This window comes from Pseudomonas sp. B21-051, assembly GCF_024748795.1.
GTDB classification, from domain to species: Bacteria; Pseudomonadota; Gammaproteobacteria; order Pseudomonadales; family Pseudomonadaceae; genus Aquipseudomonas; species Aquipseudomonas putida_A.
Genome location: NZ_CP087166.1, coordinates 3026803 through 3049153 on the forward strand (window position 1 = coordinate 3026803; position 22351 = coordinate 3049153).

The following is a 22351-nucleotide window of genomic DNA, read 5'->3' on the forward strand; positions in this document are numbered from 1 at the left end:
AGGCAACCATGACTACGACAACAACAATAACTGCATCACCCTCCAGCGCCGCTTGCGATACACCACAGATTCCACCGGGCAAGGCCTTGCTCGCGGCATTTGCCTCGACATTCGGCTGGGCGCTGGATTTGTTTGACCTGTTCATTCTGCTTTATGTGGCACCGATTATCGGCCGCCTGTTCTTCCCCTCGGACACCCCGACATTGTCGCTGGCCGCGGTATATGCCTCGTTCGCCGTGGCGTTGCTGGTACGTCCGCTGGGCTCGGCGATCTTCGGCGCGTATGCCGACAAACACGGCCGCAAGCGCGCGTTGATGGTGTCGATGGTCGGCGTCGGTATTTCCACGGCACTGTTTGGCGCGTTGCCGACCATTCATCAGGTCGGCATATTGGCCCCGATACTGTTTTTGGTCTTGCGGGTGATACAGGGCATTTTCGTGGGCGGCATCGTTGCCTCCACTCACACCATCGGCACCGAATCCATCTCGCCGCGCTATCGCGGCTTGATGTCCGGGTTGATCGGTGGTGCCGGCGCCGGTATGGGCGCGCTGTTGGCGTCATTTACTTATCTGGTGTTGTCGGAGATCTTTCCCGGGGAAGAATTTGACGTCTGGGGCTGGCGCTTCATGTTCTTCTGCGGCCTGCTAAGCACGTTTTTCGGTCTGGTGATGTTCCGTTACCTGGAAGAGACCCCGTTCTGGCAGCAACTGCAACAAGCGCGCAAAACCAAGGGGCCGGCGGTAGTTGTCGTGTCGCCGCTCAAGCGTCTGTTCGGTCGCGAGTACCGCGGCGTGATGCTGGTCAACCTGCTGATTACGTTCGGAGGCGGTGCCACGTATTACCTGGCCTGCGGTTATCTGCCGACGTTGCTCAACGTGGTCGCCAAAGTGCCTCATGCGCAGACTTCGCAGATGCTCATGTACGGGTCGGTGGCAACCATTGTCGGAGCACTGGCCTTCGGTTACCTGAGCGACCTGATCGGTCGCAAGAAGACCTTCATGCTGCTGGGTGTGATCAACCTGGTGAGCCTGCCGATGATGTTTCTGGGTGTCGCCGAATCGGGTTCGCTGACCCGTACTGCGCTGTATTGCGTGGGTATAGGCTTCATAGGGGGGGCGATCATCGCGCCGATTCTGATCTTCCTCAACGAACGCTTTGCCACCGAGCTGCGAGCCAGCGGCACCGGATTGTCCTGGAACATCGGTTTCGCCCTCGGCGGAACCATGCCGACCTTTGTGTCCCTGGTCAGCGGCAGCCCGGCGCAGATCCCCATGGTGTTGGCGATGTTCGCCGTCGGTCTGTCGGTGATCTACCTGATCGGCAGCGTGGTGATTCCAGAAACCCAAGGCAATTTCAAGTAAAGGCGGGGAGGCGCTTCAGGAATTCGCAGATCAGCTGCAAGGTCTGCTCGGTCGCTTCGGTCTGGGGAAAGTGCCGACAGTTATCCAGCAACACACAGCGGCACGGTCCAGCGACCTGTCGCTGGATGACCACCAGTTGCTCGGGCGTGGCGTAGTGGTCTTCGCGACCCTGAATGACCAGCAACGGCTTTTCGATATAAGCCAACTGCGCTTCGAGATCATCCAGGGAAAAGTCCGGGTGCAACCAGCTGTCGCTCCAACCGTGAAAAGCGCCATCGACATTTGTCCCATGGTGGCGTGCCAGGCGCTCGCGCAACTCGCCCTGATGCCAGGCCTCGGTGGTGTGGCGAATGCCATCGAGGCTCTCGGCCTCGACAATCACGTGAGGCGCCAGTGCGATGCTGCCCAACACGCGTGGATCGTTGGTGGCGGCATAGGCAAGGACGATGGATGCGCCGTCACTGTGACCGAGCAAGACCACTTGCGGCAGTTGCAAGGCATCGAGCAATTGCCGCAGTTCCCGAGGGCCGTCGCTGCTCAGGTAGTTCAGCGGACGCGGCAGGGTTACCGGGCTCGATTGCCCATAACCCTGACGGCTGTAAGTGACCACACCGTAACCGCTGGCCTGGGCCAGGCGCAGGGGGAAGTCTTTCCATTGGTCGGCGCTGCCGAGGCCTTCATGCAACAGCACCAGTGTCGGTCGCGATGGGTCAGCCGGACGCAGTTGGCGATGTTCCAGGCGTAGCGCCCCGAGTTGCAAAAACTGTTGTGGCGACATGTTGAATCAACGATTGAACAGGATTGCTCGCAGGTTACCGTAAACGTAACCCTGCATGCAGCACCACGCTTTGCTTGAGGTACAGAAAATATGCGTCATCTCGATGTTCAGGTGATCGACCAGGCACTGCAATGGGCTCGCACCGGGCAGGCCCAGTGGCTATGTACGGTGCTCTCCACCTATGGCTCGGCACCGCGTGCGCCGGGTGCGATGCTGGTGACCAACGGCACAGGCGAACACGTCGGCTCGCTGTCGGGTGGCTGCGTCGAAGAGGAGTTTCTCGAAAGCCTGACGCGCGGTGAGTTACGCGAACCGGCGCAGATCGTCAGTTATGGCGACAGCGTCGAGCAACGCCACCGCCTGCGATTGCCCTGTGGCGGCGTGCTGATCGTGCTGGTCGAGCACCGCGCTGCCAGTCTCGAATGGATCTCCCACCTGGAGAGTCTGCAAGCAGCGTTGCTGGGTCAGCGTCGTCTGCTGCGTCACGTCGAACTGAGCAGTGGTGCCTTGCGCCTGGACCCGGACACCGGACACGGCTGCGAGCGGGTGCAAGTCGTCGACGAAAGCGTGCGCATCAGCGTCGGCCCGGCGTTACGACTGATTCTGGCGGGGCTCTCGCCGGTCGCTGAAGTTTGCGCCAGTTTCGCCCGAGCCATCGGCTGCGAAGTTATCGCCTGCGACCCCCGGGAAGAGATGCTGCATGTACAACTTGAAGGCGTGGAGATGCAACGTGTGCTGCCCTCAATGTTCATTGCCGCCGGAGGTTGCCACGCGGCGACCGCGGTAGTGGCGCTGACTCACGATCCGCGAATCGACGATCTGGCACTGATGGAAGCGGTGCACACGCCGGCGTTTTACATCGGCGCCATGGGGTCCCTGGCAACCTCGGACAAACGCGCCGAGCGGCTCAAGCGCATCGGTGGTCTCACGGATGAACAAATTGCCCGTTTGCACATGCCCATCGGCCTTGACCTGGGCAGCAAAGCCCCGGCGGAAATCGCGCTGGCGGTGGTGGCCGATATCCTGCGCGTGTATCACGGGAAAGAGCGTCATGCCTTGTAAGGCGGTTTTTCCGACAAGTGTGGGGGCTGCGAAAGTCGAGGTAGACGCTCGGTCATTCGCGCGCGATAGTGGCCAGCCAAGTGTTGCTGAACCATGGACCGATCGACGGGCTCGTGAAATAGATAAGCGCCCCGATGATATGCATTGAGGCCGATAACGATATCGCTTCAAGCGAGCGGAGGAATCTGATGTCGATTGCCCAACGGGTTTTCCACGGCAGGTTTGGCCGGGTCGCCTTGCTGAATATGGATCATTCGCTGGTCACCCATACCCATTCCGAATGCCATGTGCTGGTCAAAGTGTCCGGCGAGGACACTTACTTCAACGTTAACGGTCGGCGGGTTCCGCTCAGTGATCGCACGGCGGTGCTGGTCAACGCCTGGGAGCCGCATTTCTACGATCCGCAGCCGGGTGCGGGTGCCACCGTCATCCTGGCGCTCTACATCGAGCCCGCCTGGCTGGCCACTGCCCAGCAGTCGCTGGCGCTCAGCGGTCGGCCGGACTTTTTTGCCCAATCATGCATCGAGCTGTCGAGTCGAAATCGCACCCTGGCCGACATCCTGGTCGCCGAAGCGCATGGTTGTGGGATCGTGCCGAAAGAGCGCTTGGAGTTCATGCTGTTCGACTTCCTGATCGAACTGATCGAGGACTTTTCCAGCTGGCGGCATTTGTCGCTGCTGGGTGCGCCGAACTCAAATGAGTTTCGGGACGCGCGCGTGCGCCGTGGCACCGCCTGGTTGCTTGGGCATCTCGATGATCCGAACCCGATCGACAACGCCGCGCGGGCTTGTGGTCTGTCTCGGGCACACTTCTTTGCGCTGTTCAAGAAAGACACCGGCATGACGCCGACCCTTTTGCTGAACGACGCGCGCATGCGCCGCGCTTTTGCCTGGCTTGAGCGTGAGCGCAGTGGAACGCTGGGTCTTTTGTCGGAGAACCTCGGGTTCTCCGAGCAAGGTCATTTCACACGGTTTTTCCGTCAGCACATCGGAGCTTCGCCCAGCCAGTATCGGCGTGTAGTGGATAGTTACGCGGCGGTTTGAATCGAGAGGAGGGCGGGGGTATTGGGCAATACTCCCGCCGATGAAGTTAGTCTTTTATCTTGAAGCTGGCGGCTTGTATAGGCTACGAAAGTTGTAGGGTCTACTAATCGTCCAGAAAATCATAAATCTCTTTCATGCGTTCTTCACGCATCAACTCAAGCTCTTCCTTAGTTTCAGCCACCCACTGCAGAATGAAGTCCCAGCAATCGCAGTCGTGAGCATCCGCTTCTGCTTCAAATGCTTCTTGTAGAAACTTCAGGCGATATTCTTCTGGCGAAAGCCCGCAGTTTTCAGCGAGGTTGTAGTTCAGCTCGCTGAGTTCAAGCTGGATCCATAAGTTGGCGTCCAGGAATTTCTTCAGGGCGAGTTCGGCTCTAAGTTCTTTTGCGATCATGAATACACTCTCGTGTCATAAAACAGGTAGACATTTTTTCGAGATCAGTAGCGCTAACAGGATTATGTCAATTTCCCGCCATCATCCATCCTCTAACACCATGACTTTCACTCAACTCTTTCACGACTCGAGCCGCGTCCTGCTTTTGTTTATACGGGCCAATGACGACAAAGTTGTTTTCTTTACGCGCTACCGGCAACTCCAACTGCTGAATGGCTTTTACTGCGCGATGGCGGCTAGGTGTATTCAATGCAATTTCGACCACCCATAGGCCGGATGAAGGCGTGATCGAAGCTACTTTTTTAACGTGAAAAATATGCCGGCCACACGTCAAACACGGGCGTTGCAGCGTGATTAAGGAGCCTGGTACGCTGCGAAAGACATGCCATTGCGGATCAATGGTTGTTTTGCGTGCGAAGACTGCCAACAGCAGGCCAGTGAAAGCAATCAGACCGCTGATAATCATCGTCCATTTGTGTGCCTGTGTGGACAATGAAGGCAGCGAAAGCATCGGCGTTTCGTCTTGCTTCTCGATAAAGAGCCGTTCGGTGTCAGCCTCCGTTGAATAGGGGGAGCGGGATTCTTTTTTCGCATTGGGCGTCAGTCCACGGGAATGTTTGGCACTGAGGTCTTTTACAATTTCATTAGCAGTGTCATCGATAAGTTGTTCGAACGTTGTCACTTTTTTCTGGATGTATGAATTGTCAACGTTATTTTGACAAAGTGGTCCTGTGGACGTGTACACCCATAGAAGCGCTGATAGTTGTCCTAAGACTCCGGTTACCATGAAGCCCAAACCAAGCTTTCGCACAGCAGCCATCTCCAAAATAGGTGAATAGTTATTTTTCCCAATTATTTCTGATAAATCAGGCTCTATTGCTGATCCTGGGATGGTCTGAATTCCTGAGCGCGTCAGTGTGCCCAAGAGCCAAAAATTAGTTGGCTGCTTTTTGTTGTTTTAAAGAACATCGGGCTTGCACTTTATAGACTGTTCGATGACGAAAAAGGCTCAGATGATCGAAAAACAACCATATCAGATGGGTTCAAGGAAGGCCTATTAGAACACTTGTATTTAAGGGGAATATCTTGGCTGAAATACCTAGCCAAAAATTTAAACCATGCCTACGCGTTCGGTATAAATGAAAGAATTGTTTGCCGGTCCTTTTCGGTACGGACAGGGCGAAGCTGCTGAGTTTTTTGTCACCCTTCCAAACGGCGCCGGTGGCTGCACTACACTTCAGGTGTCGTTCCTATCCTCGGAGCGTTCCTGGTGAACGCTCCGGATATTGTGCTTGGTGAGCGCATTGATCCGCCGAACCACGAAGCGAGGGATACTCAACAAGCATCAATTGTCGTTATTCGCTTCAACTGCGCTTCAGCGCAGAAAACTGACCACTCAACCACGTATAAAGCTGGGAAACCGCAGGGCTGATCTGCTTGCGATGCGGGCACACCAGACTCAACGGCGAAGCTTCGCCAGGAAAATCCGGCAGCAGCACAAGCAAGCGCCCAGCGGCGATATCGGCACTGACATCCAGCCAGGATTTGTAGGCGATACCTTCACCGTCCAACGACCAGCGTCGCACGACATCGGCGTCATCGCTGAACAGTGGCCCCGAAACCTGCACGGTTTGCCCGCCCAGGTTCCACTTGTCGTAGACCCGGCCATTTTGCAGATAGAGCAGGCAGTGATGCTTGCTCAAGTCATCCGGCGTTTGGGGAGAACCGCAGCGTTGCACATACTCCGGCGAGGCAACCAGCACCCGCTGGTTCCACGGTGCAAGCGGCAGTGCCACGTAGTTGGCGTCTTCATTCGGGCCGTATCGAATCGCCACGTCCACCGGGTCGCGAAACAGATTGGCCATCTGGTCCGACAGGAAAAAACGCAACGTCAATTCTGGATGCTGACGGCGGAACAGCGTCAGCCACGGCAGCAGTATGTTGCGCCCCAGATCGGACGGCGCTGTCACTTGCAGTACGCCCCGCAGCGTGGCGTTCTCACCACGCAGGTTTTCCTTGCCTTGCTTCAGGGTCTCAAGCACTGAGTGGGCGGTGGGCAGATATTGCTCGCCCTCGGCAGTCAATCGCAGGCTGCGAGTGGTGCGGGCGAACAGGCGTACGTCCAGCTCGCGCTCCAGACGTTTGATGGCGGCGGCGACCTGACCAGGCAATAGATCAGCCTCCAGCGCCGCGGCGGTGAAACTGCCCAGCGCGGCGCTGCGAATGAATAAACCAAGATCATCGATGCGGATCATTTTCACTCCTGCAGTGAAAGTGTTGGCGCATTCTGATTGTTTTTCTTTGTACTTGGGAAGTCGAAGATGGCTGCAAACGAGTGCATCACCCTTCAGACAGCGAGTGTCCATGAAAGCCATCACCTTTACCGAACACGCTTTGCCCATCGACAATCCACACGCATTGATCGACATCAGCCTCCCGTTGCCCACGCCGGGTCCACGGGATCTGCTGGTCGAAGTTCGCGCGGTGTCAGTAAATCCGGTCGATACCAAGGTGCGCGCCGGAACTTTCACAAAAGAACCGAAAATCCTCGGCTGGGATGCCACAGGCATTGTCCGCGAGATCGGCTCTGAAGTGACGCTGTTTCAGCCGGGCGATGAAGTGTTCTATGCCGGCTCGATTGCCCGCACCGGCAGCTACAGCGAATTCCATCTGGTCGATGAGCGGATCGTCGGACACAAGCCTCGGTCATTGAGTGCCGCCGATGCGGCAGCGTTGCCGTTGACCTCGATCACTGCCTGGGAATTGTTGTTTGACCGGCTTGGTGTCGTCGAGGGTTCGGGGGAGGGCAAGTACCTGTTGATCACCGGAGCGGCTGGGGGCGTCGGTTCGATGCTGGTGCAACTGGCACGCCAGTTGACCCGCCTTACCGTCATCGGAACTGCTTCACGCCAGGAAACCGCTGGTTGGGTGCGGCAGTTGGGCGCGCATCACGTGATTGATCATAGCCAGCCACTGCTCGCACAGTTGCAAGCGCTCGGCGTGCCGGAGATCGACTATGTCGCCAGCCTGACTCACACCGAACAGCACTTTGCACAACTGATCGACGTGCTCAAGCCGCAAGGGCGTCTGGGTGTGATTGACGACCCCGACAGCCTCGATGTGATGCCGCTCAAGCGCAAGTCGCTGTCGTTGCATTGGGAGCTGATGTTCACCCGCTCGCTGTATGAAACCCCGGACATGATCAACCAGCATCACCTGCTCAATCGGGTCAGCGCTCTGATTGACCAAGGTGTTCTGCAAACCACTGTGGGCGAGCACTTCGGTGCGATCAATGCGGCAAACATGCGTCGTGCCCATGCGCTGGTCGAGAGCGGCAAGGCCCGGGGCAAGATCGTTCTCGAAGGTTTCTGATTTCACTTCAGGCGGGTCGCTTGCGGGCCCGCTGAACCGCCTGCGGCATCACTTGCCATTTTTTTAATGTTGGAGCGTTGACGATGAATTCGTCCAGTAACGTGTTGGTATCGATTTTTTACCCCTCATAGAGATCTCTATCCTTTCGCTGATGCGTGAGCTAGGGAGGAAAGTCGAAACAACATAATAGATGAATCAAGCGCGTTATCGGGCTTGAAGCGAAAGTCCTACTTGGAGCCATCAATTGAAAAAAAACCTTTAGGAAACATCCGCATTGGAAATGCGGTGCGCTGATGGGTGTGCATTAAGTTTGCTCACGCGTCGCTTTAACCGCAGGCGGCCTAGAAACTAAATTTTTCGAAAGGTGATTCGCATGTTCAGTTCTGAGCACAAGACAGTCGTTGGGTACAGAAGGCGCGTAGCGTAATACCTGATTTAACATAATATACATTACACGTAACAAGATGTTTCAGGATTAGCCCGGTTGCACGCCAGATTTCAATCCAGCGTATTCCCCCAAAACCTCACTTTTCAAAACCTCGGCCTTGCCTGCAATTGGCGACCTTCAATCAGCATCCCTCGTCAGCTTTTCAATCAGCATCCGATGCTGTGGAAAACGCGCAATCAGTTTGCGTCGATCACCCATCTCCATGTCCGCAAAATCAAATCCCGGCGACACGGCCTCACTGATCAAGCCAAATCCATGTTCTCCCTCGAGCAGTCGCGAAGCTTTCCAGATTCCGCCAGGCACGTGCATTTGCAAATGCTGGCCTGCAAGAACGTCGCTCCCCATCACCAGCGTTCGTAACTCACCGTTACTGAGGATCATGTTGTACTCGACAGGATCGCCCAGATGATAGAAATGCAGAATGTCCGATTGGTTGAAATGAAATTGGCCCACTGGCGAATCTTCAGTCAGCAAGTAATAGATCGAGGTCATCAGGTAACGTGGGCCACTGGCGGTTTGCAGCATGGCGCGCTGATCTGCTTGAAAAGTCCTGCGAAAATAGCCGCCTTCGACATGAGGCTGCAGATCCAGCGCCGCAATCACATCCTCGGCGCTTGTTTTCCCTCGATTCATGGCCCACTCCATTGATTTAAGGACAGATGCGGCGATAGCTCTACTAAACGGCTATTTAGTGTAGTTAACAGTACATCGCTGAATTTCGAGGATTTTACCCTCCTTTTAAGCGCCTCTTTTACTCGAGAAAGCAATTCAGAAATCCACCGTTGCCGATAGCAGATAAGTCCTCGGCGTCGAGAGTGTCAAACCGGGTTCGCTGTCATCTGATGCGCCTGCCGAACTCCAGTAGCGTTTATCCAATACGTTCTCGACATTGGCGCGTACGGTGATGGTCTTGTCGTCCACTTTAAAGGCGTAACGCGTACCCACGTCAAATCGCTCCCATGAGTCGATTTCCTTCTGGTTGGACTGATCCAGATACTGCGAACTCGAATAGATTCCGCGCCCGGTCAGCGTCAGCCCCTGTACATTGGGTACATCCCACTCTGCGCCGAGATTGACGTTGTATTTAGGGGTCGCGGGCGCGCGGTTACCGTCAAAGGTTCCATTGGTGGTCTGGGTCAGTTCGCTGTCGATGTACATCACGCCGCCGAGCAATCGAAACCCTTTGAACGGCTCGCCGAACACACTCAATTCCACACCATCGTTTTGTCGTTTGCCGTTCGGGCCGAAGACTCGTGTCGAGGCGTTGGTTTCATAAGCAGGCTGTTTGATTCGGAACACAGACGCTGTAAGCGCATACGAACCCGCGTCATATTTGGCTCCGACTTCGACTTGTCGGCTGATAAAAGGCGGGAAGATTTCATCCTCGTTGACTGACGTCGATGGCGCAATTTTCCCCTGGCTGAGGCCTTCCATGTAGTTGGCGTAGAGCGACAGCTTGTCTGTCGCCTTGAACAGAATGCCGCCCGATGGCGAGAGTTTTTCTTCGTCATAGGCCGTGTCGCCCTTCACATCATCGCTCCAGTCGTCGACTTGAACCCTCTGCCAACGGGCGCCAAGGGTCAGTAACAGGCGATCATCGAAGAACCCCAGCGTATCGGACAGTGCGACGCCGCTGAAGCGGTTTTCCGTGTAGACCTTGGCGTCGTAGCGTGTTGGAGTGCGCGGTTTTGCGGTTTCCACCGGGTCATACAGATTGCTGCGCCCTGCTGCATACCGCGCGCCACCATTTTCGAAATCCATGTAGAAGTAGCTGGCCGCCAGGTTGACCTCGTGGCTGACCGGCCCGGTATGGAACCAGTTGCGCACACCCGCCGTGGCAGTCCGGACGTTCTCATCACGGGTGAAGTCCCGCGGTTGAACGCTGAAGTCGCCGGCGTCGTTGGTCACCGCCACCGCATGCCGAAGGAAATCGTGGTTACTTTTACGGGCGCCGACGCCGCCATACAACATGACCGAATCGCTGACGTCGAACTCGCCATTGAGCGTGCCAAACGTATCTTTGGTTCGCGCCTGGCTCCAGGGTTGCGCGTAGTTGTCGCGCACATCATCAGCATCCGGAACTTTAGCGCTTGCACCGACCTGCACACGTTCTTGCGGCGCATCGGTGTCGCGCTCGGTGTGACCGATATCGGTAGAAAGCCGCAGACGCTCACCGCGAAAATCCAGGCCCAGCACGGCCATGTCGCGATCGACGCTCTGGTGATCCCATTCAGTGTCACCCGATTGTTTGACGCCGTTGAAACGCAGCCCGAACTGGTTGTCCTCACCAAAACGACGGCCGATATCGACGGCGCCGCCGAGCTGATTGTTGGAAGCGTAACTGGCCGTCAGCGATGTATTCGGCTGATCGCCGGCGCGCTTGGGCACCACGTTGATCCCCCCTCCTACACTGCCCCGCGGCGAAATCCCGTTGATCAGTTGGCTCGGGCCCTTGAGGATGTCGACGCGCTCGGCCATTTCCATGTCGATCGTGTAAGTGGGCAGAACCCCGTAGAGCCCGTTGTAGGAAACATCACTGTTGAACAGGCTGAAACCGCGGATGGTGAATTGCTCATAACGGCCACCTGCCGGGTTGGTCGCACGCACCGAGGGATCGCTGGCGATCACGTCGCCCAGAGTGCGGGCCTGCTGGTTTTTCACCGTTTCGCTGGTGTAGGTGGTCATGCTGAACGGGGTCTCCATGAAATCCCTGGAACCCAGCAGCCCTTGCGAGCCTCGGCGCGCAACCTGGCCACCGGCAAAAACCTCGGAATCCGTGCTACCCGTCGATCCAAGAATCGAAGTGGCTGCCAGTTCCAGACTGCCGCCGTCCGGCGCTGGAATGACTGTGTAAGCACGCTCGCCCGCCGGTTGCAGCTGTAGACCGGACCCCTGCAACAACCGGGTGAAGCCCTCCTCCACGCCAAACTCACCCGACAAACCATTGCTGTTGCGCCCGCTGACCAAGGCCGGATCTACCGACAGATTGACCCCGGCCAGTCCGGCAAAACGGGTCAGCGCCGCACCCAGGCTGCCGGCCGGCACCTGATAAGCGCGGCGGTCGGCGCTTTCCGCCCAACTGCAGGGGATCAACACAGGGCTGGCACTCAGGCTCAACAAAAGGCTCAACTGCAACAACGGACGCAAACGACCTGGAAATACTGCAGGCATAGGAAAAAGCTCTCGATTTGGTTCACTTGCCTGGAATGACCAGCGAGGCGAAAAAAAGGGACAGGTCTCAAGCTGTTTTTTTTGACTGAGAGGGTTTTCGCGGAACGACAGAGACCCAGAAGCGCGTGCGTTGCTGCACGTCGATCGGCAGGCTGGCAGCCAATAGCGAGAGCACTTGATCGGTGTTATCCAGGCGAAAACTGCCGGTGATGCGCAGCGCCTCCAGCTCCGGGTCCCAGCGCAGCACGCCTGGGCGATAACGGCTCAATTCGCGCAGAAAATCCCCCAGCGGCTGGTTTTGCGCCATCAATACACCGTCGCGCCAGCTTGGCATCGAGGCGTCAAACGCTCGGACAGACCCCGCGCCAGAAGCCTGCAGCCTGATCTGCTGGCCCTGATTGAGGATCAGCGCCGGCCCGCTTGACGGTTGCAACTGCACCGAGCCACGGACCACCGACACATTGCAGTCACGCTCATTGAGACGCACGCAAATCTCACTGTGACTGACGATGATCCGCCCGTACGGCACATTGATGATCAGGGCTGAGTCGCCTGGCACGTCAAGCGCCATCTCGCCACGCACCAGCGTCAGTTGACCGCCGGCAAGATCCACATTGACGGCACTATCGGTATTGAGCTGCAACGAACTGCCATCGGCGAGTGGCAATGTCTTGTGTTCACCCGTGCCAGTCTGCAAATCGGCGCGCCAGACGTCCAGCGGCAGTTGCCGACTGATCAACCAGGCTGCCGGCACCAGTGCCGCGATACCAAGCGCGCGTTTCAGCACGGCCCGACGCGCTGCGTCCGGACGATCCAGCGTAGCCATGGCCAGCGCAGAAGGCAGTGCAGAAAACCGTTCGCGCAAGCGCTGGATTTTCTGCCACGCGATTTCATGCCGGCTATCGCTGTTACGCCAGGTCTGCAATTGCGCATGATCGTCAGCGCCCGCTTCGCCGGACTCAATCAACGCCAGCCAGTGCGCGGCGACGCGAGCGACTTCACGGGCTTCATCACTGGGGGCAACGCGCATCAAAGATCCACCAGCAGACAATGCTCGTAGGCCTGCGCCATGTAACGTTTGACGGTGCGCTCGGCCACTTGCAGGCGCTCGGCGATTTCGCGGTAACCGAGGCCTTCAAGCTGACTCCACAAAAACGCCCGACGTACCGCTCGGGGCAAACCATCGAGCAACTCATCCAGCGCTTGCAGGGTTTCCAGCAGCAGCCAACGCTGCTCCGGCGATGGCACGCAATCCTGCGGCAGTTGCGCGAGGGCTTCGAGGTAGGCTTTTTCCAGACTGCGGCGGCTGTAGAAGTTGCTCAGCAGACGTTTGCCCACGGTCAGCAGATAGGCGCGGGGCTCACGCATGTCGGCAATCGGTTGCGCGCTGCATAGCACACGCAAGAAGGTGTCCTGGCTCAGATCCGCCGCATCCCACGCGTTGCCCATGCGTCGACGCAGCCAGGTTTCCAGCCAGCCTCGGTTATCGCGGTAAAGCGCGTGCAGGCTCTGCTCAGATGGCGTGGCGGCTTCAATCATCTCAAGAGACCCTGCGCGAAGTTAGATTCAAATGAGACTGATTCTATTTAACTTCGCTTGGGACACAAAGGTCTTTTTGCCCGTGACGGTAATCTTTAGCGTTTCAGCGTCTCGCTCGGCAGCTCTTTGAACAGCGCCCGATAACTGCTGGAAAACCGCCCCAGATGCCAGAACGACCAGTGCATCGCCACCTCAGCCACGGTGGTTTCCGTGGGCCGGCGCTTGAGCAATTCGCGGTGTGCACTGTTCAGCCGGCGCAGGCGCAACCAGTGACTCGGGGTCATCCCGGTGTAGGCCTTGAACGCCTGCTGCAATTGCCGCAACGGCACCCCTGCGACCTTCGACAGTTCGAGCAGATTGACGGTGTCTTCCGGCGAATCTGCCGCCCACTCCCCTACTCGCTTCATGATCATCCGTTCTTCGCTACGCCGCTGTAATCCGCCGCGATCAAGACGGGTGTGTGCGTTGTCGAGGATGAACAGACAGTCTTCGAGTAACTGCTGAGTCAGTGAGTCTTTATCAAACGGATCAACAGCTTGCGACAACTTCGTGAGAGTTGAGCTTAACCAGCGACTGAACAAGGCGTTCTGCCCGCAGTTAAGCGGCGCCATGAACAATCCTTCGAGTCTCGCCACCTCCAGACCGTGCTGACGGACGAATTCCGGGCCGAACACCACGGCAATTTCCTGGTAGTTCTCCGGGGTGATCCAGATGTTGCGGCTGTCTTCGTTGAGCAGATACAGCGCGTTGTCGCTGCGATCGAAACAGAACGCCAAGGCGCCCGACGGCGCGCTGAATGTCTGCTCGACGCGGGTGTTCATCTGTTCTTCGTAGACCTGCACACCCTCCAGGTCCAGATAGCGAATCTGCCCGGCGAAATGTCCGGGAGACATCTGCTGGTAATGCTGAACCCAACCCGGCGTGGCGCGGATCTGTTCACTGACATCAGCGGTATTGAAAGCCTGAACCTGTAGCGGATTACACGTTGTCATGGGAGACCTTGCGCACTCTTTTGGTGCGCTTTGGTGCTGCTTAAAGTGGATAGATGGAACGGCAAGGCACGCCCAAGATAGTCGTCAACGCGCCACAGGGGAAGGGGCGGAAGATGAAACCCGCCCTCCCCGGCGTCTATAAAACCAATAACGAGGTCTTTATGAATGCCCCTTTCGATCAGCTGTTCACGTGGCTGAAAGATCACAAGATTACCGAAGTTGAATGTGTGGTCAGCGACCTGACCGGCATCGCCCGCGGCAAGATCGCACCAACCAACAAGTTCCTGCATGAGCGAGGCATGCGCCTGCCGGAAAGTGTGCTGCTGCAAACGGTAACCGGGGATTTTGTCGACGACGACATCTACTACGACCTGCTCGACCCGGCCGACATCGACATGGTCTGCAAACCGGTGAGCGACGCCGTGTATGTGATTCCATGGGCGATCGAGCCGACTGCCATCGTCATCCACGACACCTTCGACAAGTTCGGCAACCCGATCGAACTGTCGCCGCGCAACGTGCTGAAAAAAGTCCTGCAGCTGTACACCGACAAGGGCTGGAAGCCGATCGTGGCGCCGGAAATGGAGTTCTACCTGACCCAGCGCTGCGAAGACCCGGACCTGCCACTCAAGGCACCATTGGGGCGTTCGGGCCGGGCTGAAAGCGGTCGGCAATCGTTCTCGATCGATGCCGCCAACGAATTCGATCCGCTGTTCGAAGACGTCTACGACTGGTGCGAGCTGCAAGGTCTGGACCTGGACACACTGATCCACGAAGACGGCCCGGCGCAGATGGAAATCAACTTCCGGCACGGCGACGCACTGGATCTGGCCGACCAGATCACCGTGTTCAAACGCACCCTGCGCGAAGCGGCGCTCAAGCACAACGTCACCGCCACGTTCATGGCCAAGCCGATTGGTGACGAACCCGGCAGCGCCATGCACCTGCACCAGAGCGTGGTGGAAATCGCCACCGGCAAGCCGATCTTCGCCAATGCCGACGGCACGATGAGCGAGCTGTTCCGCCATCACATCGGCGGCCTGCAGAAGTACATCCCGAAAGTGCTGCCGATGTTCGCGCCCAACGTCAACTCGTTCCGCCGCTTCCTGCCGGACACCTCGGCACCGGTCAACGTCGAGTGGGGCGAAGAAAACCGCACCGTCGGCCTGCGTGTGCCGACCTCCGGGCCGGAAGCCATGCGCGTGGAAAACCGCCTGCCGGGCGCCGACGCCAACCCGTACCTGGCGATCGCCGCGAGCCTGCTGTGTGGCTACATCGGCATGGTCGAAGGCATCGAGCCGAGCGCTGCCGTCGAAGGCCGCGCCTACGAACGCCGTAACCTGCGCCTGCCGATCACCATCGAAGACGCGCTGACGCAAATGGAAGAGTGCGACACCGTTGCGCGTTACCTGGGCAACAAGTTCGTGCGCGGCTACGTCGCGGTCAAACGCGCCGAGCATGAAAACTTCAAGCGTGTGATCAGCTCCTGGGAGCGCGAGTTCCTGCTGCTGAGCGTCTAATCCACGCCATATATACCCTGTGGGAGCGAGCCTGCTCGCGAAGGCGTCAGCACAGTCACCATCAATGTTGCCTGACCCACCGCTTTCGCGAGCAGGCTCGCTCTCACATGGATTAGCGAACCACCTGAAAAATCCAAAAAATTCGAAGAGGTGTCGATATGCGTCTATTGAAATCCATGGTTCCCGCCGCACTGGCGCTGTTGTGCAGCACCGCAGCCCTGGCCCAGCCACAGGTCAGCGTCTACAACTGGACCGACTACATCGGTGAAACCACCCTCGCCGACTTCCAGGCCAAGACCGGGATCAAGGTGATCTACGACGTGTTCGACTCCAACGAAACCCTGGAAGGCAAGCTGCTCGCCGGCCGTACCGGCTACGACGTGGTGGTGCCATCCAACCACTTCCTCGCGCGTCAGGTGAAGGCCGGCGCGTTCCTCAAACTCGATCGCGAGCAGTTGCCGAACTGGAAGAATCTCGATCCCAAGCTGCTCGAATTGCTTGAGAAGAACGACCCGGGCAACCAGCACTCGGTGCCGTACCTGTGGGGCACCAACGGCATCGGCTACAACGTCGACAAGGTCAAAGCTGTGCTCGGCATCGATCACATCGACTCCTGGGCCGTGCTGTTCGAGCCGGAGAACCTGAAGAAACTCACCCAGTGCGGCGTGTCGATGATGGACTCAGCGGACGAAGTGTTCCCGGCGATCCTCAACTACATGGGCATGGACCCACGCAGCGAGAACCCGGAAGACTATAAAAAGGCCGAAGCGAAACTGCTGAGCATTCGCCCGTACATCACCTATTTCCATTCCTCGAAATACGTTTCCGACCTGGCCAATGGCGACATCTGCGTAGCCTTCGGCTACTCCGGCGATGTGTTCCAGGCGGCCAACCGCGCCAAGGAAGCCAAGAACGGGGTGAACATCGCTTACGCGATTCCGAAGGAAGGCGCCAACCTGTGGTTCGACCTGCTGGCGATCCCGGCCGATGCCAGCAATACCAAGGAAGCCCACGCTTTCATCAATTACCTGCTTGATCCGCAAGTGATTGCCAAGGTCAGCGCTTCGGTCGGTTACGCCAACCCGAACCCGGCCGCCAAGCAGTACATGGATCAGGCGCTGGTGAACAATCCCGAGGTCTACCCGTCGCAGGCCGTGCTGGACAAGCTTTACATCTCCTCTACCCCGCCCCAGTCGATCATGCGTCTGATGACCCGGTCCTGGAGCAAAGTGAAGTCGAACAAATGAATCAGTACAGTAAAGAACACGCCCGCTCCTATTACGCCGCTTCGGCCCGGGCGAGCACACCCTGGCCGGCACTCGACGCAGACCTCACCGCCGATGTCTGCGTGATCGGCGGCGGGTTCACCGGGGTCAACACTGCGATTGAACTGGCGCAGCGCGGGCTGTCGGTGGTGTTGATCGAAGCCCGGCGCATCGGCTGGGGCGCCAGCGGGCGCAACGGCGGTCAGTTGATTCGCGGCATCGGTCACGAGGTCGAAGGCTTTGCCCGTTACGTCGGCAACGAAGGCGTACGTTATCTGCAACGCGCCGGCATCGACTCGGTGGAACTGGTGCGCCAGCGCATCACCGAGAACGCCATCGAGTGCGACCTGCGTTGGGGCTTCTGCGAGCTGGCCAACACTCCGGCGCAATTCGCAGCGTTCAAGGACGAACAGGTCAGCCTCGACGAACTCGGTTATCAACACCAGACCCGTTTGGTCAGCCCGGAGCTGATCCGTCAGCAAGTGGTCAACGCCGACATCTACGCGGGTGGTCTGATCGACATGGGGTCCGGTCATCTGCACCCGCTGGATCTGGTGCAAGGCGAAGCGCGTCTGGCGGCGTCCCTCGGTGTGCGAATCTTCGAGCAAAGCCCGGTGCTGCAGATCATTCATGGCGAAACCGTTGAAGTGCGCTGCGCCACCGGCAGCGTTCGCGCCGGCAGTCTGGTGCTCGGTTGCAACGCGCATCTGGATGAACTCGAACAGCAACTCAGCGGCAAGGTACTGCCCGCCGGCAGTTACATCATCGCCACCGAGCCGCTGTCCGAGGCGCGCGCCGCGCAATTGATCCCGCACAACCTCGCGCTGTGCGACCAGAAAGTCGGCCTCGACTACTACCGGCTCTCGGCGGATCGACGCCTGCTGTTTGGCGGCGCCTGCCACTATTCCGGCCGCGACCCGGCGGACATCGCCGCCTACATGCGCCCGAAGATGCTCAAGGTCTTCCCGCAATTGGCGGATGTGCGCATCGACTATCAATGGGGCGGCAAGATCGGCATCACCGCCAATCGTTTCCCGCAGGTCGGCCGGCTCAAGCAGCAGCCGAACGTGTTCTACGCTCAGGGGTACTCCGGTCACGGCCTCAACGTCACGCACTGGTGCGCCAAGCTGCTGGGTGAAGCGATTCACGCCGGCCACAGTCAGGGCATGGACGTGTTCAGCGCCGTGCCGCACATGACCTTCCCCGGCGGCCCGGCCCTGCGTTCGCCGCTGCTGGCACTGGGCATGTTCTGGTATCGCCTGCGCGAAATCCTCGGCTAACGCTCGCCCCTGTAGGAGCTGCCGCAGGCTGCGATCTTTTGACCTTAAAAACCAAGATCAAAAGATCGCAGCCTTCGGCAGCTCCTACACGTAACCTTATTTGCTCTATCGCCAAGCACTTCTATATTGATGAAGTGCTTTTGCGTTCCTGACGCTCAGCATCCACCAAACCGAGGAGGACATGGATGAAGTCGTCAGCCGCCGATGAGCCACGAGCACCGGGCCAAGCGCCGATCAAGACGCGACGCTTCAGTATTTCACTGGTGTGGATCGTGCCGATCGTCGCGGTGCTGGTCGGTATTTCGCTGGTGGTGCACAACTTGCTGCAGGAAGGCCCGAGCATCGTCGTCAACTTCAAGACCGGCAGCGGCCTGACCGCCAACAAGACCGAAGTCAAATACCGCAATGTGGTGATCGGTCAGGTGACTGACGTCGAGTTGAGCGGCGATCAGAAGAGCGTCGACGCCACCATCAAGCTGTCCAAACAGGCTGAAACCTTCACCCGCGAAGACTCGCACTTCTGGGTCGTGCGCCCGCGCATCGGCGCCGGTGGCGTATCGGGCATCGACACCCTGCTCTCCGGCGACTACATCGGTGCCGACATCGGCCAGTCCGACAGCCGCGCCAAACACTTCAAGGGCCTGGAGAATCCGCCGCCGATCACCTACGGCGAACCGGGCAAACGCTTCATGCTGCATGCGCCGGATCTCGGCTCGCTGGACATTGGTTCGCCGGTTTACTACCGCAAGATTCCGGTCGGTCAGGTGGTGACCTACACCCTCAATCCCGAGGGCAAAGGCGTGGACATCGAGGTGTTCATCCATTCGCCGAACGACGCGTTTGTCACCGAAAACACCCGGTTCTGGAACGCCAGCGGCATCGACATCAATGTCGGTGCCAACGGCTTTGCGGTGAAGACCGAATCGCTGTCGACCATGCTGGTCGGCGGCATCGCCTTCCGTGCGCCGGATTACAGCCCCAACGACGTGGCCGCCGCCGACGACAAGGACTTCGAGCTGTTCGCCGATCAGCAGACCGCCCTCGCCCCGCCCAACGGCAAGGCGCAATACATGGTGCTGCGCTTCGACCAGTCGCTGCGCGGGCTCAAGGTCGATGCGCCGGTGGAATTTCTTGGCATGGAGATTGGCCGGGTCGTGGGGATCAACCTCGACTTCGACGCGAAGAAACGCAGCTTCCCGCTTAACGTCGGCATCGTCATTTACCCGCAGCGCCTCGGTCAGGCCTATAAAAAAATGCTCACCGAATTCAAGCACGATCCCAACGACGAAGCCGCTGGCATTCGTTTGCTCGGCACCTTCGTCGACAATGGCCTGCGCGCCCAGGCCCGCAGCGGCAATCTGCTGACCGGGCAGTTGTACATCGCGCTGGACTTCTTCCCGAAAGCCGAGAAAGTTGTGTTCGACGCGACGGCCCGGCCGGTGGTCTTGCCAACCGTGCCCGGCAGCCTCGAACAGTTGCAGGAAAAACTCGAAGCCGTGGTCGACAAGCTCAACAAACTGCCGGTCGAACGGATTGCCGGCAACCTCGACAGCAACCTCGTCGAGCTGCGCAAAGGCCTGACCCAGTTCAATGCGAAAACCCTTCCGAGCGTGCAGACCACCCTGGCCGACGTCAGCAAGACCTTGCAGTCCGCCAGTTCGACCCTGGCCGAAGATTCGCCGCAGCGCGAGAAACTCACCGAGACCCTCGACGAACTCGGGCGCATGTCGCGTTCGCTGCGTGAGCTGTCGGATTATCTCGGTCGCCATCCGGAATCGCTGATTCGCGGTCGTCCCGACAACGCGGCGCCGCTGGATCTGAAAGGACCGCCGCGCAATTGAGCACAGGAGCTCCCCCATGGCTTTACCGCTGAAGATCACCGTGCTCGCTGCGTTCATGCTGCTTGGTGCCTGCCGCAGCGAGCCGATCAACTTTCACACCCTGACACCGGTGCAACTGCCGGCGTCCCGCTCGGGCGCGCAGATTCCGATCGAGGGGATCAGCGTGCCGCCACAAGTCGACCGCCCGCAAATCGTCATCCGTCAGGGCAACAACGGCCTGGCGATTCTGGAAACCCAGTGGTGGGGGGCGAGTCTGGCGGATGAGCTGCGCAGTGCCTTGAACGATCAACTGAGCAATACCGGCAGTCGCGGCAACGTCTCGGTGCGCATCGATGTGCAGCGTTTCGACTCGATCCCCGGCCAGTACGGACTGATCGACGTCAAATGGCGCCTGCGTCCCAGCGGTGCGGCGGACAATGCTCTGCTGACCTGCCATTCAACCTTGCAAACTCCGTCCGGCCCGAGCATCGACGAACTGGTGGCCGCGCAACAGAACAACGTCAAACGCCTGGCTGCATTGATCAATCAAGCGGCGGGTAATTCTCGCGTCTGCCCGTCGGCCTCCTGAGCCGCCGACAGCGTGACGGTGAAACGGCAGCCGTTGGGTTCGCGAGTCACCAACTGAACCTGCCAGCGCTGATGGCTGCAGATCCGCTGCACCAGCGACAATCCCAGCCCAAGGCCTTCACCGCGCTGCTCGTCACCGCGCACGAATGGCTGGAACATCGCGTGACGTTTCTCTTCCGGAATACCGATGCCGCTGTCCTCGACCACGAAACTGTCCTTGAGCAGCGTCAAGCGGACAAAACCCTGATCGGTGTAGTGCCAGGCGTTGCGCAACAGATTGCCCATGACCGACTGCAGAAACGTCAGGTCATAGAGCGTGCTGCCCGCCAGTTGCGGCTCGTAGATGAATTCCAGACCCTTTTCACGAATCAGTCGCCCCCAGATTTCCACCTGGGCATCGGCGATAGATTTGAGTGTGCAGGTGGATTCGGTACCAAGCTCTTCCGGCTTGCGCGCCAGCATCAAGAAGGTTTCGACCAGTTGGCGCATCTCAGCGCTGGCCCGGGCGATGCGTGTGACCTGCTGGGTGGAACGCGGATCCAGCGAAGGGTTGGCCAGCAACAGCTCGCAGGAGCTGGCGAGAATCATCAACGGTGTGCGCAGTTCGTGGCTGACGTCGCTGGTGAAGAGCTTTTCGCGGTTCAGGGTTTCGCGTAACCGGCCGAGTGTCTGGTCAAAAGACAGGGCCAACTCCCCTACTTCATCATCGGCGTAATCCGGATGCAGGGCCGGCGCCAGCGCGATCAATTGATCACGATGCCGCACCTGCCCCGCCAGGCGAATCACCGGCGCCATGACCTGCCGCGCCAGCAGCCTGCCGAGCGCGACGGCCAGCATGACGCTGAGGATGAACCCGACAATCACCACCACGAACAGCAAGTGCTCGCGCTGCTCGAAGCTTTCCTGATTGCGCAGCAGCACATACTTGCGTCCGCCGACTGCCTCGACCATCGCGTAGAAATTGTCACCGTTGAAGGTGATCTCCTGAAACCCCTGAGGCAGTGCTGCCAGTTGCGGCGTCAGCGCCATGGGCCCCGGGCCGTTCTCGAAAAAAAACAGTTCGCTCTTTTCCGGCTCGTGGCGCCACTGGTTGATGTCGTCCATCGCCAACAACCGGCGCAGTCCACCGCTGAGGGCGGTCATGGTCAACTTGTGCTCGACGACATGCACCGTGGCCACAATGCCCATCGCGAAGACACCGGCCACCACCGCGCTCATCAAGGCGAACACAATCACAATCCGATTGGCGAGGCTTTGCTTGAGATCCATCCGGTTCAATGACTCCAGGGCTGATGTCAGGGCTGCAAGGGGCGGCGCGACGACGTTGACCAATATTCGCAGCTTCGCCTTGCCCGGCGTTGTTGTTAAGTGTTTAAAACAAACAAAACGGGTATTTGAGTTTGTTTATCAAATAGCCGTTTTAGTTAACACACGCCGGACCTCGCAAATTTTTCACATGTTCTTCACTGCTCCGCCACGACTCTGAACGTAGTGTTCAGCAGCCATTCAAGTAGACCACCGTAAAGTAACTAACCTCCTGGAGCTTACGTTGCACTGCGCGTGTACTGAGTGGAACTCGGGAATGACAAGGGGCAACGTCGTGGTTGAATTAGTACACGTACAATCAGCGTCCAGGCGATGGGATCTGTCTCGTCCGCGCACCTGGGCAATCATTGCTGTCGGTTTGCTGTTGATTACACTGATTTGCGGCTTCGTCT

The 22351-nt window shown here is 58.4% G+C and carries 19 protein-coding genes; 9 read left to right on the forward strand and 10 right to left on the reverse strand.

Features of this window, described 5'->3' with window-relative positions; all coding sequences use genetic code 11:
* Positions 1-8: 8 nt before the first annotated feature.
* Positions 9-1361, forward strand: a complete 1353-nt coding sequence (locus LOY52_RS13490) for an MFS transporter (RefSeq protein ID WP_258674294.1) — start codon at positions 9-11, stop codon at positions 1359-1361.
* Here LOY52_RS13490 and LOY52_RS13495 read toward each other — a convergent pair.
* Positions 1354-2139 carry an alpha/beta fold hydrolase gene (locus tag LOY52_RS13495; protein ID WP_258674296.1) on the reverse strand — a complete coding sequence of 262 codons (786 nt, stop codon included), beginning with the start codon at positions 2137-2139 and terminating at the stop codon, positions 1354-1356. The genes LOY52_RS13490 and LOY52_RS13495 overlap by 8 nt on opposite strands.
* Positions 2140-2229: 90 nt before the next feature.
* On the opposite strand from LOY52_RS13495, the gene LOY52_RS13500 reads away from it, so the two are divergent.
* Complete coding sequence (locus tag LOY52_RS13500) at positions 2230-3201, forward strand: XdhC family protein (RefSeq protein ID WP_258674297.1); 972 nt, start codon at positions 2230-2232, stop codon at positions 3199-3201.
* A gap of 188 nt (positions 3202-3389) precedes the next feature.
* Positions 3390-4244: an AraC family transcriptional regulator gene (locus tag LOY52_RS13505; RefSeq protein ID WP_258674298.1), complete on the forward strand. Its 855-nt coding sequence runs from the start codon at positions 3390-3392 to the stop codon at positions 4242-4244.
* A 103-nt stretch (positions 4245-4347) separates the two neighbouring features.
* Here the strand turns inward: LOY52_RS13505 and LOY52_RS13510 are convergent, their stop codons facing one another.
* The 3 genes from LOY52_RS13510 to LOY52_RS13520 all read right to left on the reverse strand — a co-directional run bounded on the left by LOY52_RS13510 (position 4348) and on the right by LOY52_RS13520 (position 6893).
* On the reverse strand, positions 4348-4638 hold the full coding sequence (locus LOY52_RS13510) for a DUF6388 family protein (protein ID WP_183681695.1): 291 nt from the start codon (positions 4636-4638) through the stop codon (positions 4348-4350).
* A 67-nt stretch (positions 4639-4705) separates the two neighbouring features.
* Entirely contained in the window at positions 4706-5563 is an 858-nt protein-coding gene (locus LOY52_RS13515; RefSeq protein WP_258674299.1) for an SPOR domain-containing protein, read from the reverse strand.
* Between the two features lie 439 nt (positions 5564-6002).
* Positions 6003-6893, reverse strand: a complete 891-nt coding sequence (locus LOY52_RS13520) for a LysR family transcriptional regulator (RefSeq protein ID WP_133839512.1) — start codon at positions 6891-6893, stop codon at positions 6003-6005.
* Between the two features lie 109 nt (positions 6894-7002).
* Here LOY52_RS13520 and LOY52_RS13525 point away from each other — a divergent pair, with 109 nt between their 5' ends.
* Positions 7003-8010 (forward strand): zinc-binding alcohol dehydrogenase family protein, encoded by a 1008-nt coding sequence (locus LOY52_RS13525; protein ID WP_258674300.1) that lies wholly within the window; start codon positions 7003-7005, stop codon positions 8008-8010.
* 565 nt (positions 8011-8575) lie between these two features.
* Here the strand turns inward: LOY52_RS13525 and LOY52_RS13530 are convergent.
* The 5 genes from LOY52_RS13530 to LOY52_RS13550 form a co-directional block, all read right to left on the reverse strand.
* Entirely contained in the window at positions 8576-9091 is a 516-nt protein-coding gene (locus tag LOY52_RS13530) for a cupin domain-containing protein (RefSeq protein ID WP_258674302.1), read from the reverse strand.
* A 135-nt stretch (positions 9092-9226) separates the two neighbouring features.
* Positions 9227-11629, reverse strand: coding sequence for a TonB-dependent receptor (locus LOY52_RS13535; RefSeq protein WP_258674304.1), 2403 nt, complete (start codon positions 11627-11629; stop codon positions 9227-9229).
* Between the two features lie 67 nt (positions 11630-11696).
* Positions 11697-12659: a FecR domain-containing protein gene (locus LOY52_RS13540; RefSeq protein WP_258674305.1), complete on the reverse strand. Its 963-nt coding sequence runs from the start codon at positions 12657-12659 to the stop codon at positions 11697-11699.
* Complete coding sequence (locus LOY52_RS13545) at positions 12659-13168, reverse strand: sigma-70 family RNA polymerase sigma factor (RefSeq protein ID WP_258674306.1); 510 nt, start codon at positions 13166-13168, stop codon at positions 12659-12661. The genes LOY52_RS13540 and LOY52_RS13545 overlap by 1 nt, the downstream gene beginning before the upstream one ends.
* A 95-nt stretch (positions 13169-13263) precedes the next feature.
* Complete coding sequence (locus LOY52_RS13550) at positions 13264-14160, reverse strand: helix-turn-helix domain-containing protein (protein WP_258674307.1); 897 nt, start codon at positions 14158-14160, stop codon at positions 13264-13266.
* A gap of 161 nt (positions 14161-14321) precedes the next feature.
* Here LOY52_RS13550 and LOY52_RS13555 point away from each other — a divergent pair, with 161 nt between their 5' ends.
* The 5 genes from LOY52_RS13555 to LOY52_RS13575 all read left to right on the forward strand — a co-directional run bounded on the left by LOY52_RS13555 (position 14322) and on the right by LOY52_RS13575 (position 20634).
* Positions 14322-15680 (forward strand): glutamine synthetase family protein, encoded by a 1359-nt coding sequence (locus tag LOY52_RS13555; protein ID WP_095135836.1) that lies wholly within the window; start codon positions 14322-14324, stop codon positions 15678-15680.
* Between the two features lie 158 nt (positions 15681-15838).
* Positions 15839-16927 (forward strand): polyamine ABC transporter substrate-binding protein, encoded by a 1089-nt coding sequence (locus LOY52_RS13560; RefSeq protein WP_041063835.1) that lies wholly within the window; start codon positions 15839-15841, stop codon positions 16925-16927.
* Positions 16924-18225, forward strand: a complete 1302-nt coding sequence (locus LOY52_RS13565; RefSeq protein WP_258674308.1) for an FAD-binding oxidoreductase — start codon at positions 16924-16926, stop codon at positions 18223-18225. Before LOY52_RS13560 ends, LOY52_RS13565 begins: the two co-directional genes overlap by 4 nt.
* Before the next feature lie 185 nt (positions 18226-18410).
* Positions 18411-20066 (forward strand): intermembrane transport protein PqiB, encoded by a 1656-nt coding sequence (locus tag LOY52_RS13570; RefSeq protein ID WP_258674310.1) that lies wholly within the window; start codon positions 18411-18413, stop codon positions 20064-20066.
* Between the two features lie 16 nt (positions 20067-20082).
* On the forward strand, positions 20083-20634 hold the full coding sequence (locus LOY52_RS13575) for a membrane integrity-associated transporter subunit PqiC (protein ID WP_210557105.1): 552 nt from the start codon (positions 20083-20085) through the stop codon (positions 20632-20634).
* Here LOY52_RS13575 and LOY52_RS13580 read toward each other — a convergent pair.
* Positions 20592-21902: a HAMP domain-containing sensor histidine kinase gene (locus tag LOY52_RS13580; protein WP_258674311.1), complete on the reverse strand. Its 1311-nt coding sequence runs from the start codon at positions 21900-21902 to the stop codon at positions 20592-20594. The genes LOY52_RS13575 and LOY52_RS13580 overlap by 43 nt on opposite strands.
* Between the last annotated feature and the right edge of the window lie 449 nt (positions 21903-22351).